Origin of the sequence: Mesorhizobium sp. AR07 (genome assembly GCF_024746815.1) — a bacterium.
Taxonomy (GTDB): Bacteria; Pseudomonadota; Alphaproteobacteria; order Rhizobiales; family Rhizobiaceae; genus Mesorhizobium.
In genome coordinates, this window is record NZ_CP080525.1 from 6,420,621 (window position 1) to 6,436,346 (window position 15,726).

Consider the following 15,726-nt stretch of genomic DNA (forward strand, 5'->3'; position numbering starts at 1 on the left):
GTGGCTGGAGAATGTACATGGCAGGGAGAACGCCCTACGGCAATCCCGTCCCGGTCAGCGATCTGGCGACCAAGATCCTCGATCCGGTGCTGCGCAAGCGTGCCGGCATTTCGATCGGCCTCGTCCAGTCATGGGAAGAGATTGCCGGGCCGCGGCTGGCCAGCCGCTCGCGCCCCGAAAAAATCCAGTGGCCGCGCCGCATGCATGAGGACGATCCGTTCGAGCCGGCGGTGCTGGTCATCGCCTGCGAAGGCATGGCGGCGCTGCACCTGCAGCATGAGACCAGCGAGATCATCAACCGGGTCAACGCCTTCCTCGGATTCACCGCCATCAACCGGATCAGGATCCTGCAGAAGCCGGTGACAGAGGACAAAGGAAAGCGCAAACCGACCTTCAGGGCGCTGACCGCGGCCGAGAAGACGAAATTGTCCGGCACCGTCCGTCTGGTTGACGATGATGGGCTGCGCGCCTCTCTGGAACGGCTCGGCGCCACCATTCTGGGGGAAAGGAAGTCCCCTTGAAGAAAGTCATGGTTTCGTCGTCAACATCTCGGATTTGTCTTCAATATCTCGCATTCGTGATTGCCTTTGTCAGGTTTCGCGATTGGATTGGGGACGGAGATGCCTTAATTCGCGCCAACTCTCGCCTTTTCGTGCATTTGCATTGCAAAATCCAACCCTTGTCAGGTGATTCGTATGAACCGTGCCCCGTTTGGCCAAAGCTTGTCTCGCAGAAACGTCCTGTCTTCGCTGGCCGCCATTCCGGCGGTCGCCCTGCTCGCCGCCTGCAGCGATTCCGGCCAGGAAGCCAAGGCAGCGGATGTGAAGCCCGCGGATCCGGCCACACCTGCGAAGCCGGCCACGCCGGCCGCCGCGACCGCGCCGGAAGCCCAGGGCACCGTGAATATGGCGGACCTGCTGAAGCCAGGGGCACTGCCCGACAAGCAGCTTGGCAAGGACGACGCCAAGGTCGTCATCGTCGAATACGCCTCGATGACCTGCCCGCATTGCGCGCATTTCGCCGAGACCACCTTTCCGGATATGAAGACCAAGTACATCGACACCGGCAAGGCGCGCTACATCCTGCGCGAATTTCCGTTCGACCCGAGTGCCGAGGCCGGTTTCATGCTGGCGCGCTGCGCCAAGGATAACTATTTCCCGATGGTCGATGTCCTGTTCAGGCAGCAGGCGAACTGGGTTGGCGTGCCCAATACCAAGGATGCGCTGCTGCAAATCTCGAAGCTCGCCGGTTTTACACAGGAGTCCTTCGAGGCGTGCTTGACGGACCAGAAACTTCTGGACGATGTGAGATCGGTCCAGAAGCGCGGCGCCAATGAATTCAAGGTCGACTCGACACCGACCTTCTTCATCAACGGTAAGACCTACAAAGGGGCGATGTCGATTGAGGAAATGTCGGCCATCATCGACCCTCTGCTCTGACGTCCAGGCAGCGCCGAGGCGGCAGCGCTTCGGCGCGCGCGCGCCCTTGTCTTGCCGTGGATTCTCCTCGCAAAACCACAGGACACCTTTGCTAGACCCGCTTAGTGGGCGGCGCGAATGAAGTTTTCGCGCCTTCGCCTCCTCGGCTTCAAGTCCTTCGTCGAGCCCGGCGAGTTTGTCATCGAACGCGGCCTGACGGGTATTGTCGGGCCGAATGGCTGCGGCAAGTCGAACCTGGTCGAGGCGCTGCGCTGGGTGATGGGCGAAAGCTCCTACAAGAACATGCGCGCGTCCGGCATGGACGACGTCATCTTCTCCGGCTCGGGCACGCGCCCGGCACGCAACACCGCCGAAGTCACGCTCTTTCTCGACAACAGCGACCGCTCGGCGCCCGCCGCCTTCAACGATGCCGATGAGTTGCAGGTGTCGCGCCGCATCGAGCGTGAGGCCGGCTCGCTCTACCGCATCAACGGCAAGGAGGCGCGCGCCAAGGATGTGCAGCTTCTGTTCGCCGACCAGTCGACCGGCGCGCGTTCGCCGTCGATGGTCGGGCAGGGCCGCATCGGCGAGCTGATCCAGGCCAAGCCGCAGGCGCGCCGCGCCCTGCTGGAAGAGGCCGCCGGCATTTCCGGCCTGCACACCCGTCGCCATGAGGCCGAACTGCGGCTGAAGGCGGCCGAGCAGAACCTGGAGCGGCTGGACGACGTCGTCGGCGAGCTGGAAAGCCAGATCGAAAGCCTGAAGCGCCAGGCGCGCCAGGCATCCCGCTTCAAGAACCTGTCGGCGGATATCCGCAAGGCCGAAGCGACGCTGCTGCATCTGCGCTGGACACTGGCCAAGACACAGGAAGGCGAGGCGCGTTCGGCGCTGGCGGTTGCGACAGCACTTGTTGGCGACCGCGCCGCCGCCCAGATGGCCGCCGCCAGGGAGCAAGGCATTGGCGCCCACCGCCTGCCGGACCTGCGCGACGCGGAAGCCGCCGCTGCCGCCGCCTTCCAGCGCCTGTCGATCGCTAAGTCGCAGATCGAGGAGGAAGCCGGCCGCATGCGCGCCCGTCAGGCCGAGCTCGAGCGCCGGCTGCAGCAGCTCGACGGCGATATTGCGCGCGAGGAGCGCATGGTCCGCGACAACGCGGATATCCTCGAACGCCTGCGCACCGAAGAAGCCGCGCTCAATTCGGAAAACGCCGGCGCCGCCGAGCGCGAGGCCAGCACCCGCGCTGCCTTCGAGCAGGCGGCGTCGACGCTGTCGCAGAGCGAAGCCAAACTCGCCGCGCTGACCGCCGAACGGGCCGAGGCTGCCGCCTCGCGCAACCAGATCGAACGCACGCTGCGCGACACCGCCGAGCGCCGCGACCGTTTCGCGCGTCAGCTTGCCGATGTCGACCGTGAATTGTCGGAGATACTCTCCAAGGTCGCGGGCCTGCCGGATCCGGCCGAGAAGCGCGTGCTGGTCGAACAGGCGATGGCGCTGCTGGAGGAGGCTGAGGCCGCCGTGGCGGAGGCCGAGCAGTCGGTCATCGACGCCCGCGCCACCGAAAGCGCGGCCCGGCCGCCGCTGCAGGATGCCAGGGCCGAACTGGCGCGCATCGAGACCGAAGCGCGCACGCTGGCCAAGATCCTCAACGCCGCCAGCGGCGATCTCTTTCCGGCCGTGCTGGAACAGATCAGCGTCGATCGTGGCTTCGAGACGGCGCTGGGAGCGGCCCTTGGCGAAGACCTGGACGTGCCGCTCGACCGCAGCGCGCCGGTGCATTGGGGCGAAAGCGAAATCCAGCCCGGCGACGCGGCTTTGCCGGAAGGCGTCAAGAGCCTTGCCAGCGTCGTTCACGCGCCTGCACAGCTCGCCCGCCGTCTGGCACAGATCGGCATCGTCGAGGCCGGCGATGGCCGCCGATTGCAGGCGCTCCTTGCGCCCGGCCAGCGACTGGTCAGCCGCGAGGGCGCGCTCTGGCGCTGGGACGGCTTTACCGCCAGCGCCGATGCGCCGACCGCCGCCGCGCAACGGCTGGCGCAGAAGAACCGGCTGGCCGAGCTCGATGCCGAGGCGGTCCAGGCAACGCTCCTCCTGCGCCAGGCCGAGGACGCGCTGGCACAGGCCGAACAGGCGCTTCGCCTGGCGAGCGAGACCGAGCGCAGCGCGCGCCAGGCCGGACGTGACGCCCAGCATCGGCTGGACGCCGCCCGCAATGCGCTGGCCGAGGCCGAAAAGGCCGGCGGTGAATTGTCGAGCCGGCGCGCGGCCCTCGATGAGGCACGCGCCCGCATCGTCGATAGCCATGAAGAGACCTCGGCGGCCTTCGCCGAGGCGGAAATGCTGCTGCAGGACGCGCCCGATCTCGGCGACCTGCAATTGCAGCTCGAACAGTCCTCGGCCAATGTCGCCCGCGATCGCGCCGCGCTTGCCGATGCGCGCGCGGTGCATGAGGGTTTGCGGCGCGAAGCCGAGGCACGCACGCGCCGGCTCGACGCCATTGGTGCCGAGCGCAGCAATTGGCTCGAGCGGGCTGAAAACGCCTCGACGCAGATCGAATCGCTTGGCGAACGCAAGGCCGAGGCGGAGGCCGAGCGCGAGCGACTGGCGGATGCTCCCGACGAAATCGACGCCAAACGGCGCGCCTTGCTGTCGCAACTCACCGAGGCCGAGACCTTGCGCAAGACGGCCGCCGATCGTTTGCAGGAAGCCGAAAACAGGCAATCCGAAATGGACAAGGCGGCCACCGGCGCCATCCAGTCGCTGGCCGAGGCGCGCGAAACCCGTGTTCGCGCCGAAGAACGGCTGACGGCGGCAGACGAACGCCGGCTGGAAGTCGAAGCGCGCATCCAGGAAACGCTGAACACGCCGCCGCATCTGGTCATCCGCCACACCGGTCTGGAGGCCGACAGCCCGATGCCGGAGATGGCCGAGATCGAGCGCCAGCTCGACCGGCTGAAGATCGAGCGCGAGCGGCTTGGCGCCGTCAATCTGCGCGCCGAGGAAGAGCAGAAGGAGCTTTCCGACCGGCTGGAGACGATCGTCTCCGAGCGCGAGGACATCATCGAGGCAATCCGCAAGCTCAGGCAAGCGATCCAGAGCCTTAACCGCGAGGGCCGCGAGCGGCTTCTCGCCGCCTTCGATGTGGTCAACGGCCATTTCCAGCGGCTGTTCTCGCATCTGTTCGGTGGCGGCACGGCGGAACTGCAGCTGATCGAATCCGACGATCCGCTCGAGGCTGGGCTCGAAATCCTGGCCCGCCCGCCCGGCAAGAAGCCGCAGACGATGACACTGCTGTCCGGCGGCGAGCAGGCCCTGACGGCGATGTCGCTGATCTTTGCCGTGTTCCTGACCAATCCGGCGCCGATCTGCGTGCTCGACGAAGTCGACGCGCCGCTCGACGATCACAATGTCGAACGCTTCTGCAATCTGATGGACGAGATGGCCGCCACCACGGAGACGCGTTTCGTCATCATCACCCACAACCCGATCACCATGGCGCGCATGAACCGGTTGTTCGGCGTGACCATGGCCGAGCAGGGTGTCAGCCAGCTTGTTTCGGTCGACCTGCAGGCGGCAGAGGCGATGCGCGAAGCGAGCTGAGCCGCCGGCCACAGATAGCCGCAATTCCGAGTTTCGACATGGCGCTGAACTGGCCGATTGAGCCCGATCGGATCACGATTTGAGCGTGGACGGCCTTGTTGCCTCTACGCGTCTTCGGAGCCGCGGGTGGCGACATGCCGCTCCGTCTAAAGATAAGTTCTCGGCGCGACAAGGTTCTTCTGCTGGCGCAGATAGAAACAATAGAAGCCGAATGCGGCGGCGAACCACATGAAGGCCTCGCCCATCGCCAGCCGGTTGTTCGAATTGCTGAGGATGGTGATGGCGAAGAAGACCAGCGTTGAGATGTAGCAGGGCCATGCGGCCGGAGCGATGAGCCGGGCCCGCACGGCCAACAGGACCTGTCTGGACGACCAGGTGTAGAGCAAGGCAAAGAACGCCAGCCCGACCACGCCGTAGCGCACGGCTATCTCGAGATAGCCATTGTGGAAGACGGCGAAGATCGTGGGATGATAGGTCCTGTTTTGCCATTCGGTGAGCCAGCTGGAACTGGCTCCGAAGATCGGGTGGCGTTTCCAGACCTCGATCGCATCGGCCCACAGCATCAGCCGTTCCTTGGCTGCAAACGGAACCGTGGTGCTCGCGATGGCGCGATCGAAGGCCGGAAGGACGCCATGGCTCAAAACATCCGCAACCAGGCTCTTGACGAAGATCATCGTGTCGCCGGCGGTGGACCAGAAAATGCCTTGTGCGGCGACAACGCCGGCTGCCACGATCGCCAGCACGCCGCCCCCGACCATCAGCTCGCGGCGATGGCCTCTCGCCAGGGTCATGACCGCCAACAGGAGCAGGGCGAGCGCCAGCGCAAGCCAGACGCCCTTTGACCGCAGCGCGATGATGTTGGCGAGAGCAAACAGCAGGACCGCTGTCGACAGCGCCCAGTGCAGGCTCCTGGCTGCCTTGTTCAGGTCCGTTCTTTGGGCCGTGTGTGCCATGAATTGCAGCGTGCAAAGGAAGATGAAACCAGCCGCCACCGACGCGTGAATGGGATTGTTGAAAAGCCACGGCACCGGTCTGGTGCCATGAAGCATGTCCGAATAACCGGTGTCCGCGGCCATGAAGACAAGGCTGAGGATCATGAACCAGAGGACGAGCCGCGCGGGCTGCCTGACAAACAGCAGAAACGCGAATCCGGTCGTCGCGTAAAACAGCGGAAACAGGTAGATGCCTTCGGCGCCGCCCAGCTGGTGGGTGCCGAAATAGACGATCGCCAGTCGGATGAAGACATAGAGCGACCAACCCAGGCACAGCCAGCCGACCCATCCGATCAGCGGTTTGCTGTAGGTCCACAGGTCCACTCTGAACCACCGGATGGCCGCGACCGCTGCGAGCGTCAGCCCCGCATAGCGGTAGGTGTGAGCCTCGTGCCAGACCGCGGAGGTCAAAGCGAGAATGCCGAGTGCCGCAAGGAACAGAAACAGGGTGTTGCGCGGCGCGTCGTCCCTGGCGTAATCAGGCGTTTCCCAGGGCAAGGGCGGCCGCAGGAGGACGTGATGCAGGCGGCACAGCTCGTCCCTGGCCCGGAACGCCGCCGCGCCCAGTCGGTTCGGCCAGGCAAACCTTGCGAATTTGTAGCTGCCCGAGGGGCCCGCTATGCCGGAAATCTTGCTGCTCTTGGCGAAGCCAAGCACGTTTTGGTGGACCGAATAGACTTTCAGGCCGGTGTCCCAAAACCGTTCGAGCGCGACGTCCCACGGCATTTTCATCACCGCGAGCGCCGACAATAGCCCCTGCGCGCCCTCCCGCGTCACCAGATAGGCGGCGGCCGAGCCTTGCGGGCCATGCAGCGCGCGACCGATCTCGTCGCCTTCCGTCGTCTCGACGGCGCGCATGAAGAAGCTCATGCGATGGTTGGTCAGCTTGATGACGTCGAAATCCGGCACCGCAGCGATGATGGCCTCGATGCGCCGTTTGGTGTCTTCGCTGAAAAGGACGTCGTCCTCGACAATCAGACCATAGGCGCTGCCACCGGCCAGGAACGTTTCCAGTGCCTGGATATGACTGCGGTAACAGGCGTATTCGCCGGGCAGAATGTCGCGACCGCTCAGCTTGCGCGCGGTTGGAAGATCGATCTCCGTCCATTCCTCTTTGGCAAGCGCACGGCCGTCGACGGCGGCAATGCGCTGTAAGGTCAGCCCCACCGCTTCGGCGCTGGCGAGCAATTCGCTCCAGCGACCGGTCTCGCGGTCGAGGTTGATGGCGAAGATAGAAAGGTTCATTGAAGTTCCATCTGGACCGCCACCCCTCTTGGTCGAATCTTCGATGACCTTGTATGGAAAGAGGGAGATGTTCAAGGCGATACTGTTCAGACCATGTGCATGCTTTCGGACGACCAGCCTGAGGAGATCGTCGGGGCTCGCGTGACCGGCAGAGATTGTGCAACTTGGAGTCGAGGACGTGCGCGAGCAGCACGGCCGCGCTGAACAGCTCGATGAGCAGTTCGGATTTCTGGTTGGCCACAAAGCCAAGTCCATGAGGTATGCTTCGTCAATGTTTCGAGAGGATTGAGGCGGTGCCCTACCTGAGCCCGGACCTCAAACACCGATGCCACTGGCGATCTGATCGCCTGACAAAGGAATCTTCCGTATTGGCCCACGGCGGCAGGGCAACGGCCGCCGGCGCGTCCGCTTGCGGGGTTGGGGGGCGCGCGGCGCGGACGCGCCGACGTCACCGACAACGCCAAGCCATCTTGCCGACGCACACGACTGAGGTTGGGGTTACACAGGCAGTCATGCCGTTGCCGCAGACGGTCTTGGGTTGCGGGTGCGGTCCGGAGAGTGGGACCGCCCTAGAATCTAACATAGGTGCAAGTGGCTTGGCTGTTCCATACAGAACAGGTCCTCAACGGTCCCTGTCCTTGAGGTGAGGATTGTCGTGCAGGACCACATTCAGGAGAGAGTTGTGAACCTCCAAATCTCCGTTGTATTGGATGAACCCGAGCTTGCGGAACTTGTTCATGAACGTGCTCACGCGCGACCTGGTGGTGCCGACCATCTCCGCGAGCGTCTCCTGGCTTATTTTTGGTATGACAGGCTGAGGGCTTCCCTCCTTGCCAAAGTTTGCCATCAGAAGGAGCAACCGCGCAAGCCGCTTCTCGCTCGAATTGAAAAGCTGGTCTACCAAGTCCTCTTCAACGCGGGCGTTCCTCGCAAGCAAATATGATATGAACATCTCTGAGAACTTCGGCTCCTCTCGGAGCACCCGCGTGATTGATGCCTTATCAAGCCGCGTAACTACGCTGTCCATCATCGCAGAAACTGTAGCCAATCGTAGCGGCTGGCCGGACAAGCAGCCTTCGCCGAAGAAATCCCCGCTCTCGTGGAGAGCGACGATCGCTTCTTTGCCCTGCTCCGACAGGATGCAGACTTTGACCTTGCCCTTCTGGATGTAGAAGACGGAATCCGCCGGGTCGCCTTGCGAATAGACAGTCTCATTCTTGCGAAACGTCGCTACAGTCCTTCCGCCGTCCACGGTATTGAGGAAGACGTTCACGTTGAATGGGCGCTTGTTGGTCTTGGCCACGACGGGTCTCAAGTTCTGCAAGATGATATTCTAACGCAAGCCGAGCGTCAGGAAGATCATTTAGATTAATGACGGCAGCTCGCCTCGGCGAATGTCATGGGAAGTTGCTGCAGGATATTGATTTTGTTATAAAATCTGTAGATGGCTGGGGTTCCTGGAAGCTTTTCGAACTTTCTGGGTCGCGCCTCAGCCCGAATTGCGTATGCTTATGGGGCAAATTGGGACATTAGAGTCGGTTTTGGAAAAGTTCTGAGGAGTCATCGACATTGTGGCGCGCGTGCCTTTCTGGTCGTGCGCGAAACTCCTCATTCTGCTTTCTGACAGCAGCGACGCGCCTGATCTCGATCGAGCAGATTCCCTTCGCGCTTCCCGAAAAAGGACAGCCCGCTAGCGGCCCACGAGCGCAAACGGCAGGCTTAGGCTTTTTTGGCAAATGCCCAAACCATCAGAGGGTATTCTTCGTCATTACTGAGGTCTCTCCAAAGCCCATAAGCCCGCACCGGTCCGCCGATATGAGCCCTGGCGCAGGCCTTGTTGCCCCACCCGAAGGTCTGCACGTCGTCTTCGCCGAATCCGCCTTCGATCATTAGCTGCTTCAGCCCAGCGGGCGTCCAACGGTTGTAGTCATGGGGGCGCGCATGCACGCGAAACAGGAAGGGCGTCGCCACCAGCGCCCAACCACCGGGCTTGGTCATGGCGTGGATGTTGGCGACCGCCGCCTGCGGGCGCTGCACATGCTCCAGCACCTGGTCAGCGATGACGATTGAATATTGCTCCTCGGTGCGATCTTGGCAGATGTCGAAATCCGGAAAGTCGACCGAGCGGTAGTCCGGGCAAAGCGCCCGCCAATAGCGATTCCACCCGGGCGAAATCTCGATCACGTCGCGCGACTTGCGGTTGGCCATTTCGAGGAACATTGTGAAAGCTTCGATCTGGCGGATGCGCAGCCAGTTGCGGCTGTCGTAACGAAGTAGCCGCTTCACGGTTTGTTTGCCACGGTTCGTGAGCGCGCCGGCAAGGCTTGTCATCCTCGACCTCCTCCTGCCCGCCGCAAAATCCCTTTATCTCGCAAACCGTACAAAAGAATGACGGCGCGAAGGAGCCGGCGCTGAAGGCGCCGGTCTCCGCTTGTTCACAACCCAATCAATAATTGCCGTTGTAATACCGATCGTCGCAGGGCGCGGTGTAGATGCGGCCGTAGCGGTCCTGATAGCGGCAGAGCTGATCGCCGCGACGCTGCGGCGTGGTGGCGCTGCCGACCACGGCGCCGAGCAGCGCGCCGCTCGCTGCACCAATCACTGTGCTCTTGGTGTTGCCGCCGATCGCCTGGCCGACCAGCGCGCCGCCGGCGCCGCCGATCAGCGCGCCGGTGGTGGCCCGCTGCTGGCCTTCGGTCTGCGTCTCGCAGCCGGCGAGCGCGGCGGTCATGAGCACGGCCAGAATGGCCTTCTTGATGATCATCACTAGAACTCCTCTGAAGCCCCAGGGATTGAAAACGGGGGCGGAATGGCCAAGTGCGGTCGCATTGCGGCGGAACGGCGGCGCGCCGGCTCACGAAGTGAATCACGGTTTCCCGGCAGTTGAACGCCATGGTTTCCAAAGGAGAAAGGCGGCTCTCCTGGCAGTAATCTTTTCAGTGGGTTCTCAATGGAACCATGATGGTTGTGAGCTCCCGACGGTCGGCGCCTGCCATGACCTGTTCAAGGGAGGCAGGTTCTGTAACGGCCTCGCCATCGTCAATCAGACCTTCAACGTGAAAGGCAAGCGCCTGTTCAGCAAGCTCACGCGCCTCGTCGATGCTTGCGCCGGCGGTGACCACGCCGGGGAAGTCAGGGAAGGACACTCCGTAATCGCTGGCGTGCTCTTTGTGGATCAGCCCGACGTACTGGCGCATTCCGTTCCTCTTGCCGCACGGTCATCGACCGCTAGTTTAAAGCGCCAGCACGACGGTGCAAGGCGATGGACAAGTTTGCAACGGCCCACAACCCGCCTCAAGAGAGGCGAAGGGGCCGCGCGGCTCAATATCTTCGAATGTCCACCGATCAGCAAATCTACTCGCTTGAGAACCAGAAGGATGCAATCCGCAGTTATGCGGACATCATGGGGTACGACATCGTTGCCACATATGAAGATCCTGGCCGAAGCGGGTTGAACATAGAGGGGCGGCCCGGCCTGCAGAAGCTGCTGTTCGATGTTGAAAACGGACTCGCCGATTTTGAGACAGTCGTCGTCTACGACGTGAGCCGATGGGGCCGATTTCAAAACATCGATGAAAGCGCCTCCTACGAATACCGTTGCCAGATGGCAGGGATACGCATCGAGTTCTGCGCAGAGCAATTTGCGAATGATGGCAGCGTAGGTTCTGATGTGCTTAAGGTCATCAAACGAAGCATGGCCGCCGAGGCAAGCCGCATGCTCTCGCAGAAGGTCTTTCTCGGCCAGAGTAGGATAGTCAAGCTGGGTTTCCGGGGAGGCGGATACGCAGGATATGGCTTTCGACGCATGCTGATAGATGAAGTGGGCAAGCCCAAGGCTATCTTGAAGCCGAGGGAATGGAAAAGCCTGTCATCCGACCGAGTTATCCTCGTGCCCGGGCCGGCAGATGAGATTGCTACCGTCCGTTGGATCTTCAATCAATTTGTGAACAGGGGCAAAACCGAGTTCCAGATCGCGAATGCGCTGAACGAGCGGGGCGTCCCCGCGGAAATGAATCGCACCTGGACAACCACTTCGGTGCGCAACCTCCTCACCAATGAAAAATACATCGGCAACAATGTTTGGAATAAAACCTGCACCACGCTGCATAGCAAGCGGAAACCTAACCCCCCGAGTGCGTGGGTCCGCGCTGAGAACGTGAACGAGCCGCTCGTCAGCCGCGACCTGTTCCGCCGTGCGCAAGCTGTTGTGGCCGAGGAGAAAAACGGTGCTGTGCGCATCAGCAACGAGCAGTTGCTGATTAACCTTGCCAAGCTCCTTGAAAAACGAGGCTGGTTGTCGGGCTCAATCATCAATGCCGCGCCCGGCCGCGCGACGAAAAGCCTGTACATCCATCGCTTCGGAACCCTCCAGGCTGCCTACAAGTTGATCGGTTTTGAGGCCTCGCTGAACTACCGGTATTTCGACCAAAACACCCGGCTTCAGCGGCGCCGGCTGGAGATCATCGGCGAACTTGTAGCGGCAATCGAAAGGGTCGGCGGAGAGGCCCACTACGACACTGAGACTGCGCTTGTGCGGGTCAACGGTGAGTTCACTGTCGCGCTATGGACCGCGCGCTACCGTGCCACGAGCTACGGCTATCCTCGTTGGCCAGTCAGGAGGCGGCGGCAGGCCGTCTCCGATATCACGGTTTTGGTCAGGATGAGGCCCGACAATGTCACGGTCCGCGACTTCCTGATTGCGCCAACAGCCGACTTAAGACGAGCTCCGGCCATGATGAGAGCAAACAGCGGCATGCGCTTCGATCCCTTTCTTTTCCAATCGCTGGCCCCGGTGGTGGTAATGGCAAGGCGGATGCCGATCGAGCCAGGTCTAGGGACATGACCCAAACCACGGTCCAGCGCATCCTGCAGACTAGCCGCCATGCAATTCATCTGACTGAGGGCTTGCAGGAGCCGCAGAAGCCTCTTCACCCCTATTTGCTGTGCAGGACTTACAGGCGTCATTGCGAGCGGATGCGGCGCTTCATCCGCGAGACGAACGCGACGCGTGAGCGAATAGAAGTCATTGTTGAGGTTCTTCGCCAGTTGATGGCGGTCGATATGTTCAGAGCCGTGCTGAAAGCGGAAGGCTTGGTAAATATGCCGGCAGAGCTGGCCGAAAGAATCTCGGGCGGCCGGGGGTTCAGCGCCCAGGGAAAGCCTGATCAAACCGTGGAGCCAGGCGAACCGCTGGTCGCCGGGATTTGCCCTGAAGCGATCGAGCATCTGGAAGATTTCGGTGTCCACCCGAAAATCTTTGGCTTGCTGAAGAAGGGCACGCCGGGCCGACAGGTCGAAGCGGCGAAACTCATGGTCGCTTTGGACAGGGTGACGTTCATCAGCGCCAGAGTCATCATCGCGCTCACGCCGCAGTCGCAGCTCGCGGATCCTTCAATTCCCAGGAAACAGTTCTTCGGCATTGATACCGATACGTTCGCGGGGATGGAAATCGAGTTTGCCGCTTTAAGCCACGAGTTCTTGGATGCCAACGAGTGCGGCGGTATCTGGAGTCTGGAGCTTGTTGTAGCCCGAGGGTACCTCCATCGACTTATGGATAATCTCAAGGTGGTGCGCTATCTCGCTGGGAACTATCCGAGCCAGTTTGAGACGTTTCACCGGTTTTTGGAGCCCGGATTTTGAGAGGCCGGCTGGAGTGTAATCAAACAGGATCGCCCTGCGCCGTTTGGCTGCGAATGGGGCGACCCGTGCCCAAAGGCGGTCGTTGGTGGTTCTACAATTCACCGTCGACTGGGGTTCTTGGAAGCTTTTCGAACTTTCTGTCTTGCTCCTCCAGCCGAATTGCGTGTGCTTATGAAAGAGATTGGGACTTCAGGTCACATTCTGCGACACACTTGATCGTCTGAGATGTTCGCTCGCCATCGGGGGGTATTGACCTTGACGCAGATGTCAGCGTCTCGTCCCGTATCACGCCATCCTCGCGCTCTTGACAGAGGTGTTCGATCGCCATCTGTACCTGCTATGAATAGTCCAGTGCGGCAACGGCAGGAGGATCATTCGGCTCAAGCCGCTGCATCATTCAAATCAACCGGATTCCTGCCTGGCCTGGCAATACCCACCGATGTGAGCGGCAGCTTGGCCGCCGCATGGCAGGACATGCAGGATGGGTTGCGGTTGTCGGCCGGGCCGTTGGCAGAGAGAATGATCTATTTGTCCCTTCTTTAGTCTTGGGCAAGCTGGCCGGCTGATGCCAGACAATGCCGACCGTGTTTGTGAGAAGGCGCGTGATCTATGTGGGGCTCAGATCCGGCTTGAGATGCGCGAGGTACGCTGACGCCGCCCCTGAACGAGGGAGATGTACAGGGCATACCCGCTCATGGGGCTAGCGTCGCGAGGGACACATCATATTATCTAGAGATAATGTTTCGGCGATCTTATCAACAGCATTTCTGCAACACTATTTCTTTTTCTTGGCATATTGCTTGCTCTGTGTTTGGAGGCGGATAAGGCATGGCAAGGGTAATTTCCCTTACTAGCCGGGGGGCATTTGAACACCGTCACGCCGATAGTAGCCAGGCTGTACAGCGGCGTCATTTGCTTGACGCTGTTGACGCAATATTTGCGGCAGCCTGCCGATCCGGATGCCATTCGCCACGACCTTGGGCTGGGCGAACGGGCCGCCGACCGTGTCGACATTGTCAGGGCGGCAAAGAGGCTGAAGCTCAAGGCTAGGATAGTGCAGCCCTCAGTCAAGCGACTGGACCGCCTGCCGCTGCCCGCCATCGTCGAAAAGGCGGATGGCAGCTTCGCACTCTTGGCGGCGCTTTCATCGGGCAAGGTGCTGCTGCAGGACCCGCAGACTGGAGCGCCACAAGAACTGACGCGCGCGGATTTCGAAACGCTGTGGGGCGGCTACGTTATTCTCGTCACCAGCCGGGCCTTCTCGCAAGGCTTTTCGCGGCGCTTTGATTTCTCGTGGTTCATTCCCGAAATCATCCGCTACCGCAGGATATTCGCCGAGGTGCTGCTGGCGTCATTCTTCGTGCAGCTGCTTGGTCTCATCTCACCGATCTTCTTCCAACTGGTGATCGACAAGGTCCTCGTCCACAACGGCCTGACCACGCTCGAAGTGCTGGTCATCGGTCTGTCGGCGGTGTCGATGTTCGAGGTGCTGCTCACTGCCCTGCGCACCTATACGACGATCCACACCACCAGCCGCATCGACGTGGCGTTGGGCGCCAAGCTCTTCCATTATCTGCTGGGATTGCCGATCGCCTATTTCGAGGCCCGCCAGACCGGCCAGACGGTGGCGCGCGTTCACGAGCTTGAGAACATCCGCGCCTTCCTCACCGGCTCGGCGCTCACCGTATTGCTCGACGTGCTGTTCCTGTTCGTGTTCCTCGCGGTGATGTATCTCTACAGCCCGTGGCTGACGCTGATCGTCATCTGCTCGATCCCCGCCTATGTGGCGCTGTCGATGTCGGTGACGCCGGAGTTCCGCCGTCGCATCGAGGAGAAATTCAATCGGGGCGCCGAAAACCAGACGTTCCTGATCAATAGTCGGCGTCGAAACGCTGAAGGCGATGGCGGTCGAGCCGCAGATGCAGCGGCGCTGGGAAGACCAGCTTGCCGGCTATGTCGGCGCCGGCTTCCGCACCGCTAGGCTCTCCAATTTCGCCAGCAACACCGCCCAGCTCATCTCCAAGGCGGTCATCGTGCTGACCATGTGGTTCGGCGCGAGGGCGGTGCTTGCCGGCGACATGACGGTCGGCCAGCTGGTTGCCTTCAACATCATGGCCGGCCGCGTTTCCGGCCCGGTGTTGCGATTGGCGCAGCTCTGGCAGGATCTGCAGCAGGTGCGGATTTCCGTCGATCGGTTGGGCGACATCCTGAACGCGCCGCTCGAGCTTTCCGGCGGCGCCGGGCAGGGCTCCTTGCGCAAGATCACCGGCCATGCCGCCTTTGATCACGTTACCTTCCGCTACCGCCCTGGTGAGCGCGAGATCCTGAGCGACGTTTCGTTTCAGGTCGAACCCGGCGAGATCATCGGCATTGTCGGGCCGTCCGGTTCCGGCAAGAGCACTGTCGCCAAGCTGTTGCAGCGGTTGCATGTACCGGAACGCGGCCGCGTGCTGGTCGACGGCGTCGACCTGGCGCTGATCGATCCGCGCAGCCTGCGCCGGCAGATCGGCGTTGTCTTGCAGGAGAACATCCTGTTTCGCCGCACCATGCGCGAAAACATTGCGCTGGCCGATCCCTCGCTGCCGCTGGAACTGCAAATGGGATCGCGGCGAAGTTCGCGCAAACTTCAGGCAACCTTTTGACTTACTTGCAGAATCAGCGGCTGCAGCGTCTTCGGGCAATGCCACCAGGGCAAAATTATCCACAGGGCATCCAGTTTGGCTGGGGCGCCAGGATTCGAACCTGGGAATGTCGGTACCAAAAACCGATGCCTTACCACTTGGCGACGCCCCAATTGCCGTCAGAGTCGCTTGTGCGGCGCGTTATTAGCAGAG

Annotated in this window: 11 protein-coding genes, 1 tRNA gene and 1 pseudogene; 7 read left to right on the plus strand and 6 right to left on the minus strand. The window is 61.6% G+C overall.

Going from position 1 to position 15,726, the window contains the following annotated elements; all coding sequences use genetic code 11:
* Positions 1 to 17 precede the first annotated feature (17 nt).
* The 3 genes from BPNPMPFG_RS31625 to smc all read left to right on the plus strand — a co-directional run bounded on the left by BPNPMPFG_RS31625 (position 18) and on the right by smc (position 5,015).
* Positions 18 to 521: a DUF721 domain-containing protein gene (locus BPNPMPFG_RS31625; protein WP_258592459.1), complete on the plus strand. Its 504-nt coding sequence runs from the start codon at positions 18 to 20 to the stop codon at positions 519 to 521.
* A 174-nt stretch (positions 522 to 695) separates the two neighbouring features.
* Positions 696 to 1,439 (plus strand): DsbA family protein, encoded by a 744-nt coding sequence (locus BPNPMPFG_RS31630; protein ID WP_258592460.1) that lies wholly within the window; start codon positions 696 to 698, stop codon positions 1,437 to 1,439.
* Positions 1,440 to 1,556: 117 nt separating this feature from the next.
* Complete coding sequence (gene smc / locus BPNPMPFG_RS31635) at positions 1,557 to 5,015, plus strand: chromosome segregation protein SMC (RefSeq protein ID WP_258592461.1); 3,459 nt, start codon at positions 1,557 to 1,559, stop codon at positions 5,013 to 5,015.
* 146 nt (positions 5,016 to 5,161) lie between these two features.
* On the opposite strand, the gene BPNPMPFG_RS31640 is transcribed toward smc, so the two are convergent.
* The 5 genes and pseudogenes from BPNPMPFG_RS31640 to BPNPMPFG_RS31660 all read right to left on the minus strand — a co-directional run.
* A complete protein-coding gene (locus tag BPNPMPFG_RS31640) occupies positions 5,162 to 7,252 on the minus strand; it encodes an O-antigen ligase family protein (RefSeq protein ID WP_258592462.1) in 2,091 nt (696 codons plus the stop codon).
* A 622-nt stretch (positions 7,253 to 7,874) separates the two neighbouring features.
* The gene (locus tag BPNPMPFG_RS31645) at positions 7,875 to 8,555 is read right to left on the minus strand and encodes a Crp/Fnr family transcriptional regulator (RefSeq protein ID WP_258592463.1); all 681 of its coding nucleotides are present in this window, start codon (positions 8,553 to 8,555) and stop codon (positions 7,875 to 7,877) included.
* Between the two features lie 416 nt (positions 8,556 to 8,971).
* Positions 8,972 to 9,583 (minus strand): class I SAM-dependent methyltransferase, encoded by a 612-nt coding sequence (locus tag BPNPMPFG_RS31650; protein WP_258592464.1) that lies wholly within the window; start codon positions 9,581 to 9,583, stop codon positions 8,972 to 8,974.
* A gap of 115 nt (positions 9,584 to 9,698) precedes the next feature.
* Positions 9,699 to 10,016, minus strand: a complete 318-nt coding sequence (locus tag BPNPMPFG_RS31655; protein WP_127234358.1) for a YMGG-like glycine zipper-containing protein — start codon at positions 10,014 to 10,016, stop codon at positions 9,699 to 9,701.
* Between the two features lie 178 nt (positions 10,017 to 10,194).
* Positions 10,195 to 10,449, minus strand: a pseudogene (locus BPNPMPFG_RS31660) (type II toxin-antitoxin system HicB family antitoxin); the annotation flags it as partial.
* Between the two features lie 65 nt (positions 10,450 to 10,514).
* On the opposite strand from BPNPMPFG_RS31660, the gene BPNPMPFG_RS31665 reads away from it, so the two are divergent.
* The 4 genes from BPNPMPFG_RS31665 to BPNPMPFG_RS31680 all read left to right on the plus strand — a co-directional run bounded on the left by BPNPMPFG_RS31665 (position 10,515) and on the right by BPNPMPFG_RS31680 (position 15,534).
* A complete protein-coding gene (locus BPNPMPFG_RS31665; RefSeq protein WP_258592465.1) occupies positions 10,515 to 12,095 on the plus strand; it encodes a recombinase family protein in 1,581 nt (526 codons plus the stop codon).
* The gene (locus BPNPMPFG_RS31670) at positions 12,092 to 12,892 is read left to right on the plus strand and encodes a plasmid partitioning protein RepB C-terminal domain-containing protein (protein WP_258592466.1); all 801 of its coding nucleotides are present in this window, start codon (positions 12,092 to 12,094) and stop codon (positions 12,890 to 12,892) included. Before BPNPMPFG_RS31665 ends, BPNPMPFG_RS31670 begins: the two co-directional genes overlap by 4 nt.
* A gap of 916 nt (positions 12,893 to 13,808) precedes the next feature.
* Complete coding sequence (locus tag BPNPMPFG_RS31675) at positions 13,809 to 14,873, plus strand: ABC transporter transmembrane domain-containing protein (RefSeq protein WP_258592467.1); 1,065 nt, start codon at positions 13,809 to 13,811, stop codon at positions 14,871 to 14,873.
* Positions 14,812 to 15,534 carry an ATP-binding cassette domain-containing protein gene (locus BPNPMPFG_RS31680; RefSeq protein WP_258592468.1) on the plus strand — a complete coding sequence of 241 codons (723 nt, stop codon included), beginning with the start codon at positions 14,812 to 14,814 and terminating at the stop codon, positions 15,532 to 15,534. The genes BPNPMPFG_RS31675 and BPNPMPFG_RS31680 overlap by 62 nt, the downstream gene beginning before the upstream one ends.
* Positions 15,535 to 15,610: 76 nt before the next feature.
* Here the strand turns inward: BPNPMPFG_RS31680 and BPNPMPFG_RS31685 are convergent.
* Positions 15,611 to 15,685 (minus strand) — tRNA-Gln (locus tag BPNPMPFG_RS31685).
* Between the last annotated feature and the right edge of the window lie 41 nt (positions 15,686 to 15,726).